This window comes from Kurthia sp. FSL E2-0154, from assembly GCF_038003625.1.
In the GTDB taxonomy this organism is placed as follows: Bacteria; Bacillota; Bacilli; order Bacillales_A; family Planococcaceae; genus Kurthia; species Kurthia gibsonii.
On sequence record NZ_JBBOPO010000001.1, the window covers coordinates 1 to 15,780 of the forward strand.

The following is a 15,780-nucleotide window of genomic DNA, read 5'->3' on the forward strand; positions in this document are numbered from 1 at the left end:
CGAATTTGTCCCTTTCGGAGAGCGAGATTCCCTTTCGTGCGCGGAAAAGTCCCTTTCGGAGAGGGAGATTCCCTTTCGTGCGAGATTTAGTCCCTTTCGCGCGCGGATTTGTCCCTTTCGCGCGCGAATTTGTCCCTTTCGGAAGAATAGATTCCCTTTGGCACGCGAACCAGTCCCTTTTAAAAAATCTTCGTTATTCAAGAGTAAGCTTCTAAAAGATATAAATTTTCGTTTTAGATTCACTTCTATTAAATAAAAGTAAATAGAATGGGGAATAGAATCATGTAGGAAATCACGCTTTTTTGACTAAAATTCACTTTTTTATTGGAGTTTCTTCTATTATATAGATGAATTTTCAGAAATCTTATTACAATCTAATCCGTCATATGAAAGCTTAAAATGTGTCAAAAAGAGAAATGAAAATATTGACATTTGTATGGCGTTTTATTTCTGTTATAATAGTCAAGATAAACAAAAGTAGGGAGAGAACTAAAAATGGGAAAAGTATATGTATTCGACCATCCATTAATTCAACACAAATTATCATACATCCGTGATATCAATACAGGAACGAAGGAGTTTCGTGAACTAGTTGACGAAGTAGCTACACTAATGGCATTCGAGATTACACGTGATTTACAAACAGAAGAAATCGAAATCCAAACACCTGTTACAAAAACAAAAACAAAAGTATTATCAGGTAAAAAGATGGCAATCGTGCCTATCCTACGTGCTGGTTTAGGCATGGTAGATGGTATGTTAAAACTAATTCCAGCTGCAAAAGTAGCACACATTGGTTTATACCGCGATCCAGAAACTTTACAACCGGTAGAATACTACGCAAAATTCCCAGCTGATATTGAAGAACGTGAATTCATCATTGTTGATCCAATGTTAGCTACAGGTGGTTCTGCAATTGAAGCAATGAACTCACTGAAAAAACGCGGCGCGAAAAATATTCGCTTCATGTGTTTAATTGCAGCTCCAGAAGGTGTAAAAGCAATTCAAGAAGCACACCCAGAAATCGATATTTACATTGCGGCATTAGATGAAAAACTAAATGACCACGGTTATATCGTACCTGGACTTGGTGATGCAGGTGACCGTTTATTTGGTACAAAATAATACATTGTACAGGGATGGTGCAAAAAACATGAAAAAGTGGAAAGTAATGACTGTGTTTGGTACAAGGCCGGAAGCCATTAAGATGGCGCCTCTTGTAAAAGCGTTGCAGCAAAATACAGAGCAGATTGATACAGTTGTGACGGTAACGGCGCAACACCGCGAAATGCTTGATCAAGTATTAGAAACTTTTAAGATTGTTCCAGACTATGATTTGAATATTATGAAAGAACGCCAAACACTTCTTGATGTTGCGACACGCGGTTTAGAAGGTCTCAATCAAATTATGAAAGAGGCGAAACCAGATGTTGTGCTCGTGCATGGAGATACAGCGACTACATTTGTGGCGAGTTTAGCTGCTTTTTATAATCAAGTAGCGATTGGTCACGTAGAAGCAGGTCTTCGCACGTGGAATAAATATTCACCATATCCAGAAGAGATGAATCGTCAACTAACAGGTGTGTTAGCGGACATTCATTTTGCACCAACTGAACAAGCAAAAGAAAATCTTCTAAGAGAAAATAAAGAGCCGAACTCAATTATTGTGACAGGGAATACGGCGATTGATGCACTTGCGACAACTGTTGCAGATGACTATACACATCCTGTACTTGAATCAATTGGTAACGATCGAATGGTTCTACTAACCGCACATCGACGTGAAAACTTAGGTAAACCGATGGAAAATATGTTCCGCGCGATTCATCGTATTTTAGAAGAACATCCAGATGTACAAGTAGTCTATCCGATGCATTTGAATCCAGCAGTTCGTGACACAGCACGCGCAATTTTAGAATCGCATGAACGCGTTCATTTAATTGAGCCGCTTGAAGTGTTTGACTTCCATAATTTTGCGTCACGTTCTTACATGATTTTAACGGATTCAGGTGGTATTCAAGAGGAAGCGCCGTCACTAGGAAAGCCAGTACTCGTATTACGAGATACGACGGAACGACCAGAAGGAATTGAAGCGGGGACACTCAAGCTTGCTGGAATAGAAGAAGAGACTATTTATGATTTAACGAAAGAATTATTGACGAATAGTGCACTATACAATCAAATGGCAAAAGCATCGAATCCTTATGGTGATGGTCATGCTTCTGAACGTATTGTAGAAGCGTTAATCGCTTTTCTAGAAAAATAAAAAAACAAAAACTACTCGAACAGCTAGAATACGAATATTCTTAGTCGAGTAGTCTTTGTTTTTAAAGTTAAATCGAGAAATAAAGAACATTTCCAAGTTTTTTCTTAAATTTGTCGACTATTTGACAAAAGTGTACAGGTTGTGAAGTTTTTATGCAGAACCAATTGACATGAAATATTCACTATTGTATGCTAACAAAGGGTAAGAATGATAAGGGTTTCTATGTCTGAATATCAAGCCGTACCTCTTTTTTTTATGGAGTTTGGTTATTGACGTATAAGGCAAATCCCTAGCTTTTGACTCTTTTAACGTTTTCGGACGTGTAAAGGTTCTTATATGGAGCGATGGTACTTCATTAAATGTTAGCTAATAATACATAATAAGTTTCCGATTAAGTTAAGCAATGCTTACTTTGGTAACGGTTACCCTTAATATGTTCCACAATTAGCTACGTTCCATCCGGTGGTCAGCTTTATATCCATCATTCGAAAAAAAGATTCAGGAGACTAAAGACCAAATGGTAGAAATGCATCGGATTTTTAAAAAGCAGGTAATAGGTTTTATTATTTTGCTAATCGTTTGTGCAATCGGCTGGGGCTTTACATCGTACCACGCGTTATTCGCAGGTCTCGCATTAGGTGCCCTTTGTGGTCTATTTAATTTTTGGAACCTGGTCCGAAGAATGGAAAGCTTTGATCGTAAGACACGTCAGGGACAAAAGGTTAAGTCCTTAGGTACCCTTATTCGCTACGGATCAGCTTTACTTGCGGCAGCAGTTGCAATAACTTGGTCTGAATATTTTAACGTAGCTAGTACTGTCGTTGGATTAATGATTCCGTACATTCTACTTTTTGTAGATAGGATCATAGTTCAGTTGAAAAACTAAATAAGCAAAGCGCATGTGAAAGAGAGGTGAACGAACAAGTGGAACATAAAAATCCTTATTTTGAAATAGCTGGTTTAGGTTTCAATACAGCAGACGTCATGATGTTATTAATCACAGCAGTGATTGTATTCATTATTGCAGTTGTATCAACGCGTAAACTTCAGTTAAAGCCAACTGGTATGCAAAACTTCATGGAGTGGGTTATGGACTTCGTGAAAGGTATCATCTCAAACAACATGGACTGGAAGACAGGTGGTCAATTCCACATCTTGGGTATTACATTAATCATGTTTATCTTTGTAGCGAATATGCTAGGTCTACCATTCTCAATCTCTGTAGATGGTTACTTATGGTGGAAATCACCAACAGCAGATCCGGTTGTTACACTAACATTAGCTGTTATGATTCTTGTCTTAACAAACTACTATGGTGTAAAAGCACAAGGTATGAAAGGATACTTGAAGACATTCGTGTCTCCAATGAGCTTCTTACTACCAATTAAGATTATTGAAGAACTTGCAAATACATTAACTCTTGGTCTACGACTTTACGGTAACATTTTTGCCGGAGAGGTATTATTAGGATTATTGGCAGGTCTGGCTACAGCATGGTCAGGTGCTGGTTTCTTAGCAGCTTTCATTCCAATGATGGCATGGCAAGCATTCTCAGTATTTATTGGAGCAATCCAATCATTCATCTTCGTTATGTTAACAATGGTTTACATGTCTCACAAAGTGAGCAAAGACCATTAATTAATTATAAACCAGTTAATTCGTATTCATTAGGGATTAGCTAAACAACAAAAAATATCATATTTCCAAGGAGGAAAATTTACAATGGGTTTAGGTTTAATCGCAGCAGCAATCGCAGTTGGTCTAGGTGCACTAGGTGCAGGTATTGGTAACGGTCTTATCGTAGGTCGTACAGTTGAAGGGATCGCTCGTCAACCAGAATTACGTGGAGTATTACAAACAACAATGTTCATCGGTGTCGCTTTAGTAGAGGCATTACCAATCATCGCAGTAGTTATCGCGTTCATCGTAATGAACAAATAATTTGTCTTCAATGTTTCTTGGCGAAGTCTTAATTAGTTGAGTCACTTCGCCTTTCATTTATATCGGTTTCATTACCGATATAAATTCCTTTAGACTACAAATCTTAAACAAGATTCAATTATAAAAAAATTTCAATTGACTCTAAGCTCTTGAAGGGAGTGAAACAATCGTGTTATTAGATTATTTAGTGCTAGGTTCCGCAGCGGGCCAAAACCAATACGGTACAATTTTAGCAACTTTAGTAGTATTCGTAGTATTAATGCTTCTTCTTAAAAAATTCGCATGGGGTCCACTTATGGGAATTATGCAACAACGTGAAGAATTAGTTGCAAACGAAATCGAATCAGCTGAAAAAAGTCGTAAAGAAGCACATGAATTATTAGAAGAACAACGTAGCCTTCTTAAAGAAGCTCGTACAGAAGCGCAAGCGATTGTGGAGAACGCTAAACAACAAGCAATTCTTCAAAAAGAAGAAATTGTTTCATCAGCTAAAGCTGAAGCAGTTCGTTTACAAGAATCAGCGAAACGTGATATTGAGAGCGAAAAAGAAAAAGCTATCGCAGCTGTTCGTGAAGAAGTGGTTTCACTATCTGTACTGGCAGCAACTAAAGTTCTTAACAAAGAAGTTTCTACAGAAGATAATCGTACGCTTATCGAAGAAACGATTGCGAAGGCAGGGGAAGCTCGATGAGTCAATCCATTGCAGCGAATCGCTATGCTAAAGCCTTATATGAATTGGCAAAGGAAAAAAACGTAGTTGCTGAAACAGTAGCTGACTTACGTGAAGTAAGAATCGTTTTTACAGAGTCTAAAGATTTATTCAATCTTTTAGTATCTCCTAACCTAACAACAGAGAAAAAATTTGAACTAATTGATTCAATTTTTTCATCTGTACAACCAATTATTGTCGATGCACTAAAAGTTATCTTAGTTAATAACCGAATCGACGAAACTGTAAGTGTGATTGATTCGTTTATCCGCATTGCGAATGATGAGTCAGGTATAGAAGATGCAATTGTGTATTCTACAGAAGCGCTTACTGAAGATCAACTTGAACGAATCTCAACAACTTTTGCTAAGCAAGTTGGTAAAGATTCATTAAATATTACAAACGAAATTGATTCATCATTAATTGGTGGAATCAAATTAATCATTGGAAACCGAATTTACGATAATACAATCGTAAGCAAAGTGAACGGTTTACGTCGTGCATTACTAGGTTAATCCAAAATTATTGTGAGAGGTAGAGGTGACAAACGTGGGCATCAAAGCTGAAGAAATCAGTGTTCTTATTAAACAGCAGATGGAAAATTTCCAATCTGAGATGCAAGTTAGCGAAGTTGGTACAGTCATCAGTGTCGGTGATGGTATCGCTCGTGCTCATGGTCTTGACAATGCCATGTCTGGGGAATTATTAGAATTCTCTAATGGTGTTCTTGGGTTGGCTCAAAACCTAGAAGAAAATAACGTAGGTATCGTTATTTTAGGTCCAACACAAGGCATTACAGAAGGCGACGAAGTTCGTCGTACAGGTCGTATTATGGAAGTACCAGTTGGTGAAGAACTAATTGGTCGTGTAGTAAATACATTAGGTTTACCAGTTGATGGGTTAGGTCCAATCAACACTACTAAAACTCGTCCAATCGAAAGCCCAGCTTTCGGTGTAATGGCTCGTAAATCAGTAGACCAACCTTTACAAACAGGAATCAAAGCGATTGACGCACTTGTTCCAATCGGTCGTGGTCAACGTGAGTTAATCATCGGTGACCGTCAAGTTGGTAAAACTTCAATCGCAATCGATACAATTTTAAACCAAGCGGACCAAGATATGATTTGTATCTACGTTGCAATTGGTCAAAAAGAATCTACTGTACGTAACGTTGTAGAGACTCTACGCGCACACGGTGCATTAGATTACACTATCGTACTTACTGCGTCAGCATCTTCTCCATCTCCAATGTTATACCTAGCTCCTTATGCTGGTGTTTCAATGGCTGAAGAATTAATGCTACAAGGTAAAGACGTATTAATCGTATATGATGATCTTTCTAAGCAAGCAGCAGCTTACCGTGAGCTTTCATTATTATTACGTCGTCCTCCAGGTCGTGAAGCTTACCCTGGTGATGTATTCTACCTACACAGTCGTTTATTAGAACGTGCAGCTCGTCTTAACGAAAGATACGGCGGTGGTTCAATTACTGCATTACCATTCGTTGAAACTCAAGCTGGTGATATCGGTGCGTACATCCCAACAAACGTAATCTCAATTACGGATGGACAAATCTTCTTACAAGCTAACTTATTCAACTCTGGTGTACGTCCTGCGATTAACCCAGGTTTATCAGTATCTCGTGTTGGTGGTTCTGCACAAATTAAAGCAATGAAAAAAGTTGCCGGTACGCTACGTCTTGACTTAGCGACATTCCGTGAACTTGAGTCATTCGCTCAATTCGGTTCAGACCTAGATGCAGCTACAACTGCTAAACTTGAGCGTGGTAAACGTACAGTAGAAGTTCTAAAACAAGATCTAAACAAACCATTGAAAGTTGAGCGTCAAGTTGCAATCATCTACGCTTTAACAAAAGGTTTCTTAGATGATATCCCTGTACATGACATCGTACGTTTCGAAAACGAATTTAACTTATGGTTAGATGCTAACGATGCAAACCACAAAAACGTTTTAGGTACAATTCGTGAAACTAAAGGCCTTCCAGCTGATGAAGATATGAAATCAACTATTGAAGCATTCAAGAAAACTTTCGCAATCTCAGAAGAAGCTTAATTTAGTGAAAACGAACTTTTAAAAAAACGGTAAGGTGGTGAAATACCAGTGGCAACATTACGTGAGGTAAAACAACGTATTAACTCTACAAAATCTACAAGTAAAATCACATCAGCGATGCACTTAGTATCATCTTCTAAGATGTCACGTGCAGAGCGAAATGCGAAAAAGTACGTACCTTATATGGCTAAAATTCAAGAAGTAGTAGCTGCAATCGCTCAAGGAACATCGAATGCTTCTCACCCGATGCTAGTTGAACGCCCAGTTAAGAAAAGCGCATATTTAATTATCGCTTCTGACCGTGGTTTAGCAGGTGCTTACAACACGAATGTAATCCGTACTGCATTAAACGGTATGGAAAAACGTGGCCAAAAGAAAGAAGATGTAGTCATCTTTGCAATAGGTCGTACAGTAGCTGATTTCTTTAAGAAAACAGGCTACACAGTTGTGGACGCGGAGATTGGTCTTCCAGATCAACCTGCATTTGCAGATATTAAAGCGATTGCTCGTAAAGCTGTTGGTATGTTCACAGATGGCACATATGATGAAATCTACATGTGTTATAGCCATTTTGTAAGTGCTATTTCTAGCGAATTAGTTGAGAAAAAGTTACTTCCAATCACTGATATCGCGCCAGCTACTTCTACTGCATCTTATGAATTCGAACCATCAGGTGACGAAATTCTAGAAGTATTGCTTCCACAATACGCAGAAAGTTTAGTATATGGTGCGTTACTAGATGCTAAAGCTAGTGAACATGCTGCACGTATGACAGCAATGAAAAACGCTACAGATAACGCTAAAGAATTAATTGATGACTTAACAGTCTTGTATAACCGTGCACGTCAAGCGGCTATTACACAGGAAATTACAGAAATCGTAGGTGGAGCAGCAGCCTTAGAATAGGCTAAAGCTTCATCTCAAACTGTAATAGTTTGATAGGAGGGAAAAAGTATATGAACACAGGACACGTTCTTCAAGTAATGGGTGCTGTTGTCGACGTTAAGTTCGAAAACAACGCATTACCTGAAATTTATAACGCTTTAACTGTAGAAATTAAAAAGCCTAATCAAGAGCCTCAAGTTCTTACACTTGAAGTTGCGCTTCATTTAGGCGACAATACTGTTCGTACAATCGCTATGTCATCTACTGATGGCTTACAACGTGGAGCAGTAGTAACTGACAAAGGTATGGCAATCTCAGTACCAGTCGGTGAAAACACTTTAGGTCGTGTATTCAACGTACTTGGTGAACCAATCGACTTAGAAATCGGTAAACCAGAAATTCCAGCTTCTGATCGTCGTGATCCAATTCACCGTGAAGCTCCAACATTCGATGAGCTTTCAACTTCAGTTGAAGTTCTTGAAACAGGAATTAAAGTAGTAGACTTATTAGCACCTTACATCAAAGGTGGTAAAGTTGGTTTATTCGGTGGTGCCGGTGTAGGTAAAACGGTATTAATCCAAGAATTAATCAACAACATCGCAAAAGGCCACGGCGGTATCTCAGTATTCGCTGGTGTTGGTGAGCGTACTCGTGAAGGTAATGACCTTTACTACGAAATGACTGACGCAGGCGTTATCACTAAAACTGCGATGGTATTCGGTCAAATGAACGAGCCACCAGGCGCACGTATGCGTGTAGCACTTTCTGGTCTTACAATGGCAGAATACTTCCGTGATGAAATGGGACAAGACGTTCTATTATTCATTGATAACATCTTCCGTTTCACTCAAGCAGGTTCTGAGGTTTCTGCATTATTAGGTCGTATGCCTTCTGCTGTAGGTTACCAACCAACTCTTGCTACTGAAATGGGTAAATTACAAGAACGTATCACTTCTACTAAAAAAGGTTCTGTTACTTCTATCCAAGCGGTGTATGTACCAGCCGATGACTACACTGACCCGGCTCCAGCTACAACATTCGCTCACTTAGACTCAACAACTAACCTTGAACGTAAATTATCTGAGATGGGTATCTACCCAGCGGTTGATCCACTTGCTTCAACTTCTCGTGCATTAGCACCTGAAATCGTTGGACAAGAGCACTACGATATCGCTCGTCGTGTACAATCAACTTTACAACGTAACAACGAATTACAAGATATCATCGCTATCTTAGGTATGGATGAATTATCTGATGAAGATAAATTAACTGTAAACCGCGCTCGTCGTATTCAGTTCTTCTTATCTCAAAACTTCCACGTTGCGGAACAGTTCACTGGTCAACCAGGATCATTCGTACACGTAAAAGATACTATTAAAGGTTTCTCTGAAATCCTTGAAGGTAAATACGATAAATTCCCTGAAGAAGCATTCCACTTAGTGGGCGGCATCGATGATGTTATTGCTAAAGCAAAAAGTTTAGGCGTAACACTTTAATATTAGGGACGAGGAGGAAAAAATATGAAGACCACTGTAGTCAACATTGTCACTCCCGACGGCCCAGTATACGATTCTGAAGTCTCAATGGTAAGTGTGCGTACAACAGGCGGGGAAATGGGGATCTTACCAGGTCACATTCCAACTGTTGCGCCACTTGAAGTTGGGGTTGTTCGTCTGAAAAAAGATAAAACAACTGATTTTGTAGCAGTAAGCGGCGGTTTCGTTGAAATCCGTGGCGATAAAGTTTCGATTTTATCTCCTTCTGCTGAACCTGCTGATTCAATTGATCTTGCTCGTGCGAAAGAAGCACTTCAACGTGCGGAAAAGCGCTTAGCAGCAAAACAAGACAAAAACACAGATTTCGAGCGTGCTGAAGCAGCGCTAAAACGCGCAATGAATCGTATCAACGTTAAAGAGGGTAACATCTAATTTAATAAAAGACTGTCTTAATGACCAACTTTTGTTGGCTTGTTAAGACAGTTTTTTTGTTTATACATAAAAAATACCCATTTCAAATCATGAAAAACCTTTATTTTCCTTTTAAATAAATCATCTGTATGTTTTAATAGAGAGTGGGTTGCATAAAAAATGTATTCACTCGATTTTCTTTTGGAAATATGATAAAAATTTGACTGGTAAATGGGACGATTTTTAACCTATACTTCACTTTTTTGTAGCAATATGCTTCATTTATTGAGATAATGAACCTATGTGTATTTTTACTGAAAGGGGAAATGGAATTTGGATTCGATTAATGCAACAATTGGAACGAGTGCACTTTTAGGATTGATCTCGCATATCTTTTTTATTGGTATCGCATTTTACTCATTGCAGAGTTTGATGTATGAGCAAATCTTCAAAAAAGGGAGAGTATTTCAAATCCAACTTCTATTGATTTTAGTGAGTATTGCACTAGGAACAGCTGTATCGAATTTCTTTTTACAGTTTTTAAACTGGTCGCGTCAATTACAATATTTGTTTTAATTGTTAAAGGCGTAAATTTAAAGGGTTTGCACATAAAGCATCCAATATTATATTGCTATTGAAATGAGAGAGAGAAATAATTGCCTGGGAAATAGTCAGGTAATACATAGATGTTTTGCGTTTTATGTCCTGATTTCGAGGGTACTGTTCTTACAGTGGTTCATTTACCTATAAAGAGATGAAAGTCTGTGTTCTAGCGTCTTCTCAGTATCTATAGTAATACAAAATACATTTTGAAAATAGTTTAAAGGGTGCTTGAAATACATCTTGAAAAAAGGTAATATTGTACTTGTTTTGTTACTAATAAATGACATCATACATTTAGAATTTTATGAACGAATAATAGATAAAATAAATACTGAGATGACAGAATATGAGTTCGGAGGGACAGATTAATGGATAAAATTATCGTCAAAGGCGGTCGTGTATTAAAAGGAAATGTACGTGTAGAGGGTGCCAAAAATGCCGTTTTACCTGTATTAGCCGCTACGCTTTTAGCATCAGAAGGAAAGAATACAATTAAAAACGTTCCGAACTTAGCAGATGTATATACAATTGATGAAGTATTAAAAAGTTTAAATGTTGACGTATCTTTTTCACCTGAAACAAATACAGTTGAAATTGATGCTTCTAAAACACTTTCATCAGAAGCGCAGTTTGAATACGTTCGTAAAATGCGTGCCTCAATTCTTGTTATGGGGCCATTATTAGCACGTAACGGTTATGCACGAGTTGCAATGCCAGGTGGATGTGCAATCGGTTCACGTCCAATTGACCAACATCTAAAAGGTTTTGAATTAATGGGTGCGACAATCTCGAACGGACATGGTTATGTTGAAGCAAGAACAGAAGGACGTTTAAAAGGTGCAACAATCTATTTAGATTTCCCAAGTGTGGGCGCAACAGAAAATATTTTAACTGCTGCAGCACTTGCGGAAGGTACAACAATTATCGAAAATGCAGCAAAAGAACCTGAAATCGTAGACTTAGCAAACTTTATTAACGAAATGGGTGGCCGTGTTGTCGGTGCAGGTACAGATAAAATTCGTATCGAAGGTGTGGAACGACTAACAGGAACAACACATCATATTATTCCAGATCGTATTGAAGCAGGTACATTTATGGTAGCTGCAGCGATTACTGGTGGCGATGTTGTCATTGAAAACGCCGAAGCAGAGCATATGACAGCGTTAATTTCGAAAATGGTTGAAATGGGCGTAGAAATCACTGAAGAGGCTTCAGGGCTTCGTGTACGCGCTACACATCCATTGAAAGCAGTAGACGTGAAAACGATTCCTCATCCTGGTTTCCCAACAGATATGCAATCGCAAATGATGGCATTAATGTTAGTGACACAAGGTACGAGTGTCATTACAGAGACTGTATTCGAAAATCGCTTCATGCACGTTGAAGAATTCCGTCGTATGAATGCGACAGCAAAAATTGATGGTCGTTCAGTAATTATCGAAGGCCCTTCATCTTTACAAGGTGCAGAAGTAGCAGCAACGGATTTACGTGCAGCAGCAGCACTTATTTTAGCAGGTCTTGTAGCAGACGGTATTACGCGTGTTTCTGAATTAAAACACCTAGACCGCGGTTACGTTGATTTCCATAAAAAACTTGCTTCTCTTGGTGCTGACATCGAGCGTGTATCAAACACAGAAGAAGTTGTCGAAAGAGAATTCCAAGTAAATTAATTTCAAAATGAAGAAGTCCATTTCTCTAGACATGAATTGTCTGTGAAAAATGGACTTTTTATATTTAAATAAAAAGATCGCCTTAATTAATTTATAAGAGCCTTAATGTAATTAGTAGACAGCTATGATAAAATAGTACCTAATAATAGGAAAAAATAAGATACACTGAGAGGGGCACTCATGATGTTTTCAAAAGACGTAGGCATTGATTTAGGTACGGCGAACGTCCTCATATATTTAAAAGGAAAAGGGGTTATTTTAAACGAACCTTCTGTTGTAGCGATTGATCGAAATACGAAAAAGATACTAGCTGTTGGAGAAGAAGCGCGTCAAATGATTGGACGTACTCCAGAAAATATTGTTGCGATTCGACCATTAAAAGATGGTGTCATTCATGATTTCGATATTACGGAAGCCATGTTAAAATACTTCATTCAAAAATTAAAATTACGAGGATTTATGTCGAAGCCACGTGTCCTTGTGTGTTGTCCTTCCAATATTACACCAGTAGAGCAAAAAGCGATTCGCGATGCGGTAATTCGTGCAGGTGGTGGTGAAGTCTATTTAGAAGAAGAACCGAAAGTAGCGGCGATTGGAGCGGGTATGGATATCTTCCAACCTTCAGGTAATATGGTCATCGACATCGGTGGTGGCACGACGGATGTCGCGGTTCTATCCATGGGTGAAGTTGTCACAGCACAGTCACTACGTGTAGCAGGTGATCAATTTGATCAAGACATTGCGGCTTACATAAAAAAGAAGTACAAACTATTAGTAGGAGAACGTACAGCAGAGTCCTTAAAAATGTCGATTGGGTCCATGATATTAGCAGATAAAAATGATACAATGGACATTCGAGGACGCGATATGGTGACAGGTTTACCAAAAGTGATTTCTTTTACTTCTGAGGAGCTGTTAGAAGCGATTTCAGATTCTATTGAGATGATTATTAAAGCTGCAAAGAATGTGCTTGAAAAAACACCACCAGAGCTTTCAGCGGATATTATTGATCGTGGAATTATGCTGACGGGTGGTGGCGCATTAATTAGTGGTTTAGACCGTCTTTTAACAGAAGAATTATTTGTGCCAGTATATGTAGCTGAAAACCCAATGGATTGTGTCGTTCTTGGAACAGGTATGATTTTAGATAACCTGAATAACATTTCAAAAAAGTAACTTTTAGCCGATAAATAAACTAGTGAATTTTTTTAAGAAGGGATGAGTGCTTGTGTTTAGAGGATTTTATACAGCAGCTACAGGTATGATTGCGCAGCAACGTCGTACAGAGATGCTTTCAAATAACATTGCCAATGCGAATACACCAGGATATAAAGCGGACCAATCGACGATTCGATCATTTCCAAATATGCTGATGTCTAGCATTCAAAAAACGGGGGCATCCTCGCTTCAGAACGGCTTTAATCCTAGTAATATGCAGCAAATCGGTGATTTGGGAACAGGCGTTTATATGCAAGAAACATTGCCGAACTTTTTGCAAGGTTCGATTGTGGAAACAGAGAGTAATACGGATGTGGCGCTATTAGATGGAGATCTACCAGTGAATCCACAGACAGGTAAACAAGGAGCAGTATTCTTTAAAGTACAAACAGCCGATAATCGACAAGCTTATACACGTAACGGTAACTTCGCAATTGATGGACAAGGTTTTTTAACAACTGCACGTGGTGAATATGTCCTCGATGAAAACAACAACCGTATTGCGTTACAAAATAATGATTTCACATTGAAGTCAACAGGTGAGATTACTGTAAATGGACAACAAGTAGGGCGTTTAGGTGTTGCATATTCTAATCAACCAGATGCACTTGAAAAGCAGGATAATGGTTTATACTTTACAGCCGATAATCAAGATTTACCGAATGCTTATAATGCAAATGGTGTTACATTTACGATACAGCAAGGATTTACAGAGAGTTCAAATGTGGACTCAGCACAGACGATGACAACGATGATGGAAGCGTACCGTGTCTTTGAAGCGAATCAAAAAGTCTTGCAAGCTTATGACCGTAGTATGGATAAAGCAGTAAATGAAATCGGTAAGGTATAGGAGGATTTTTAAATGTTACGCACAATGCTAACCGCAACAAACACGATGTCGCAACTACAACAAAAACTCGATACTGTATCGAGTAATATTGCGAATAGCAATACGGTAGGTTATAAAGCACGTAACGCGACATTTGGCGAAATGCTGTATCAACAATTTAATAATGACACAGGAGACCGCGCATCACGTCAATCACCGGCTGGTATTCGAATCGGTGTAGGTGCTCAAATTGCGCAAACAAAATTAAATACGAAAGTCGGAAATGTTACCCAGACGAATCGTAAATTAGACTTTGCCCTAACGAAAGAGAATCAATATTTCACGTTTTTATCACCTTCTTCTGATCGACTTGTATTATCGCGTCAAGGGAATTTTTACTTATCACCGAATGCGAATGGCAGTACGAGTTTAGTGAACTCGGATGGTTATGACGTAGCAGATTCAAATGGGCGTTCAATTCGATTCGATAAAGATGTATCGGACATTACTGTAACACCAGATGGTACAATGAACGTAACCTTTGCAGATGGTGGTCGAGAAAATGTAGAGCTTGGGATTGCACAAGTAAGTAAACCCAACTTGCTAAAACAAGATGAAGATAAATACTTACGCTACTCAGATGATATCGCAGCGCAATATCCAAATGAGGGTGATATTGCAAACTTGATTGTTGGTAATGATCGTGCGCAAATTTCAGTTGAAGGTGGCGCATTGGAATCTTCTAATGTAGACTTATCTAAAGAAATGTCTGAGTTAATTAATACACAGCGTTCTTATCAAATGAATGCACGTACTATTACAATGGCTGACCAAATGTTAGGTCTTATTAATGGTATGCGTTAATAAACACTAGAAGGAGAACAATCGATGGAAGATAGACGAGCTGAAAAGAAGGTAACGCCTACGGTATCAAGACAGGCACGTAAAGAGCAACAAGAGATAGTAGAGGAACTTTCGAGTAAAAGTTACGCGAAAAAATCTATTAAATTTATGCTATTACGCTTATTAGTAATCATCGTCCTCCTATTCATCGCAACCTTCGTTGGATTAATGATTGGTTATGGCGTAATTGGCGATGGTGATATGTTAGATGTATTTAAACCATCGACATGGACGCATGTATTCGATATTATGGATGGTACAGAGAAATAGGGGGATTTAATATGTTAACAGCGAATCAAATTCAAGAAATTTTACCACACCGTTATCCATTTTTATTAGTGGATCGCATTACAGAATTAGAAGTAGGAAAGCGCGCGAAAGGCTTCAAAAACGTAACAGTGAATGAAGAATTCTTCCAAGGGCATTTTCCTGGCTATTCTGTTATGCCAGGTGTATTAATCATTGAAGCAATGGCACAAGTAGGTGGCGTAGCGCTATTAAGTTCAGATGATTTTAAAGGTCGTATCGTATTCCTAACAGGTGTCGATAATGCACGCTTTAAACGCCAAGTAATCCCAGGAGACGTACTAACAATGGAAGTTGAATTTGTGAAGTTACGTGGCACAATGGGTAAAGGTCATGGTCGAGTGACTGTTGGCGATGAGTTAGTATGTGAAGCAGACATCCTATTTGCAATTGGACCAAAAGCTGAATAACTGATGTATGCAAGAACCGCTGAGATGCGGTTCTTTTTTTGTGTGTGAGAGTATTCTACT

General features: G+C 38.6%; 18 protein-coding genes. All 18 read left to right on the forward strand.

The genetic code is table 11. From position 1 onward, the window contains the following. Positions 1-495 precede the first annotated feature (495 nt). The 18 genes from upp (at position 496) to fabZ (ending at position 15,720) form a co-directional block, all read left to right on the forward strand. Positions 496-1,125: a uracil phosphoribosyltransferase gene (gene upp / locus MHB75_RS00005; RefSeq protein ID WP_068455876.1), complete on the forward strand. Its 630-nt coding sequence runs from the start codon at positions 496-498 to the stop codon at positions 1,123-1,125. Between the two features lie 28 nt (positions 1,126-1,153). Then, on the forward strand, positions 1,154-2,266 hold the full coding sequence (wecB, locus tag MHB75_RS00010) for a non-hydrolyzing UDP-N-acetylglucosamine 2-epimerase (RefSeq protein WP_141274837.1): 1,113 nt from the start codon (positions 1,154-1,156) through the stop codon (positions 2,264-2,266). 526 nt (positions 2,267-2,792) lie between these two features. Beyond that, positions 2,793-3,152 (forward strand): ATP synthase subunit I, encoded by a 360-nt coding sequence (locus MHB75_RS00015; RefSeq protein ID WP_340998496.1) that lies wholly within the window; start codon positions 2,793-2,795, stop codon positions 3,150-3,152. A 38-nt stretch (positions 3,153-3,190) separates the two neighbouring features. Continuing rightward, positions 3,191-3,904, forward strand: coding sequence for a F0F1 ATP synthase subunit A (atpB, locus tag MHB75_RS00020; protein ID WP_068455867.1), 714 nt, complete (start codon positions 3,191-3,193; stop codon positions 3,902-3,904). Positions 3,905-3,988: 84 nt separating this feature from the next. Continuing rightward, positions 3,989-4,207: a F0F1 ATP synthase subunit C gene (gene atpE / locus MHB75_RS00025; RefSeq protein ID WP_068455864.1), complete on the forward strand. Its 219-nt coding sequence runs from the start codon at positions 3,989-3,991 to the stop codon at positions 4,205-4,207. A 169-nt stretch (positions 4,208-4,376) separates the two neighbouring features. Further along, positions 4,377-4,898 carry a F0F1 ATP synthase subunit B gene (gene atpF, locus MHB75_RS00030; RefSeq protein WP_141274838.1) on the forward strand — a complete coding sequence of 174 codons (522 nt, stop codon included), beginning with the start codon at positions 4,377-4,379 and terminating at the stop codon, positions 4,896-4,898. Beyond that, on the forward strand, positions 4,895-5,431 hold the full coding sequence (locus MHB75_RS00035; protein ID WP_340995009.1) for a F0F1 ATP synthase subunit delta: 537 nt from the start codon (positions 4,895-4,897) through the stop codon (positions 5,429-5,431). Before atpF ends, MHB75_RS00035 begins: the two co-directional genes overlap by 4 nt. 34 nt (positions 5,432-5,465) lie before the next feature. Next, positions 5,466-6,989 (forward strand): F0F1 ATP synthase subunit alpha, encoded by a 1,524-nt coding sequence (gene atpA / locus MHB75_RS00040; RefSeq protein ID WP_087682508.1) that lies wholly within the window; start codon positions 5,466-5,468, stop codon positions 6,987-6,989. Positions 6,990-7,037: 48 nt separating this feature from the next. Further along, the gene (gene atpG, locus MHB75_RS00045) at positions 7,038-7,895 is read left to right on the forward strand and encodes an ATP synthase F1 subunit gamma (protein ID WP_068455851.1); all 858 of its coding nucleotides are present in this window, start codon (positions 7,038-7,040) and stop codon (positions 7,893-7,895) included. 50 nt (positions 7,896-7,945) lie between these two features. Beyond that, positions 7,946-9,370 carry a F0F1 ATP synthase subunit beta gene (atpD, locus tag MHB75_RS00050; protein ID WP_068455847.1) on the forward strand — a complete coding sequence of 475 codons (1,425 nt, stop codon included), beginning with the start codon at positions 7,946-7,948 and terminating at the stop codon, positions 9,368-9,370. Between the two features lie 24 nt (positions 9,371-9,394). Beyond that, positions 9,395-9,802, forward strand: coding sequence for a F0F1 ATP synthase subunit epsilon (locus MHB75_RS00055; protein ID WP_340995014.1), 408 nt, complete (start codon positions 9,395-9,397; stop codon positions 9,800-9,802). A gap of 312 nt (positions 9,803-10,114) precedes the next feature. After that, positions 10,115-10,357: a DUF1146 family protein gene (locus tag MHB75_RS00060; RefSeq protein ID WP_082701482.1), complete on the forward strand. Its 243-nt coding sequence runs from the start codon at positions 10,115-10,117 to the stop codon at positions 10,355-10,357. 395 nt (positions 10,358-10,752) lie between these two features. Next, positions 10,753-12,054 (forward strand): UDP-N-acetylglucosamine 1-carboxyvinyltransferase, encoded by a 1,302-nt coding sequence (gene murA / locus MHB75_RS00065; RefSeq protein WP_141274842.1) that lies wholly within the window; start codon positions 10,753-10,755, stop codon positions 12,052-12,054. A 183-nt stretch (positions 12,055-12,237) separates the two neighbouring features. Further along, positions 12,238-13,230, forward strand: a complete 993-nt coding sequence (locus MHB75_RS00070) for a rod shape-determining protein (protein ID WP_340998498.1) — start codon at positions 12,238-12,240, stop codon at positions 13,228-13,230. Between the two features lie 52 nt (positions 13,231-13,282). Continuing rightward, a complete protein-coding gene (locus tag MHB75_RS00075; protein ID WP_340995021.1) occupies positions 13,283-14,122 on the forward strand; it encodes a flagellar hook-basal body protein in 840 nt (279 codons plus the stop codon). A 12-nt stretch (positions 14,123-14,134) separates the two neighbouring features. Then, positions 14,135-14,965: a flagellar hook-basal body protein gene (locus tag MHB75_RS00080; protein ID WP_340995023.1), complete on the forward strand. Its 831-nt coding sequence runs from the start codon at positions 14,135-14,137 to the stop codon at positions 14,963-14,965. Between the two features lie 24 nt (positions 14,966-14,989). Further along, on the forward strand, positions 14,990-15,274 hold the full coding sequence (locus tag MHB75_RS00085; RefSeq protein WP_068455834.1) for a DNA-directed RNA polymerase subunit beta: 285 nt from the start codon (positions 14,990-14,992) through the stop codon (positions 15,272-15,274). Between the two features lie 11 nt (positions 15,275-15,285). Next, positions 15,286-15,720 (forward strand): 3-hydroxyacyl-ACP dehydratase FabZ, encoded by a 435-nt coding sequence (gene fabZ, locus MHB75_RS00090; RefSeq protein ID WP_068455831.1) that lies wholly within the window; start codon positions 15,286-15,288, stop codon positions 15,718-15,720. Positions 15,721-15,780 lie beyond the last annotated feature (60 nt).

Bases quoted from the DNA above. Each gene is read 5' to 3' on its own strand.
- upp (WP_068455876.1), top strand. From the start codon at position 496: ATGGGAAAAGTATATGTATTCGACCATCCATTAATTCAACACAAATTA.
- wecB (WP_141274837.1), top strand. From the start codon at position 1,154: ATGAAAAAGTGGAAAGTAATGACTGTGTTTGGTACAAGGCCGGAAGCC.
- MHB75_RS00015 (WP_340998496.1), top strand. From the start codon at position 2,793: ATGCATCGGATTTTTAAAAAGCAGGTAATAGGTTTTATTATTTTGCTA.
- atpE (WP_068455864.1), top strand. From the start codon at position 3,989: ATGGGTTTAGGTTTAATCGCAGCAGCAATCGCAGTTGGTCTAGGTGCA.
- MHB75_RS00035 (WP_340995009.1), top strand. From the start codon at position 4,895: ATGAGTCAATCCATTGCAGCGAATCGCTATGCTAAAGCCTTATATGAA.
- atpD (WP_068455847.1), top strand. From the start codon at position 7,946: ATGAACACAGGACACGTTCTTCAAGTAATGGGTGCTGTTGTCGACGTT.
- MHB75_RS00055 (WP_340995014.1), top strand. From the start codon at position 9,395: ATGAAGACCACTGTAGTCAACATTGTCACTCCCGACGGCCCAGTATAC.
- murA (WP_141274842.1), top strand. From the start codon at position 10,753: ATGGATAAAATTATCGTCAAAGGCGGTCGTGTATTAAAAGGAAATGTA.
- MHB75_RS00070 (WP_340998498.1), top strand. From the start codon at position 12,238: ATGTTTTCAAAAGACGTAGGCATTGATTTAGGTACGGCGAACGTCCTC.
- MHB75_RS00080 (WP_340995023.1), top strand. From the start codon at position 14,135: ATGTTACGCACAATGCTAACCGCAACAAACACGATGTCGCAACTACAA.
- MHB75_RS00085 (WP_068455834.1), top strand. From the start codon at position 14,990: ATGGAAGATAGACGAGCTGAAAAGAAGGTAACGCCTACGGTATCAAGA.
- fabZ (WP_068455831.1), top strand. From the start codon at position 15,286: ATGTTAACAGCGAATCAAATTCAAGAAATTTTACCACACCGTTATCCA.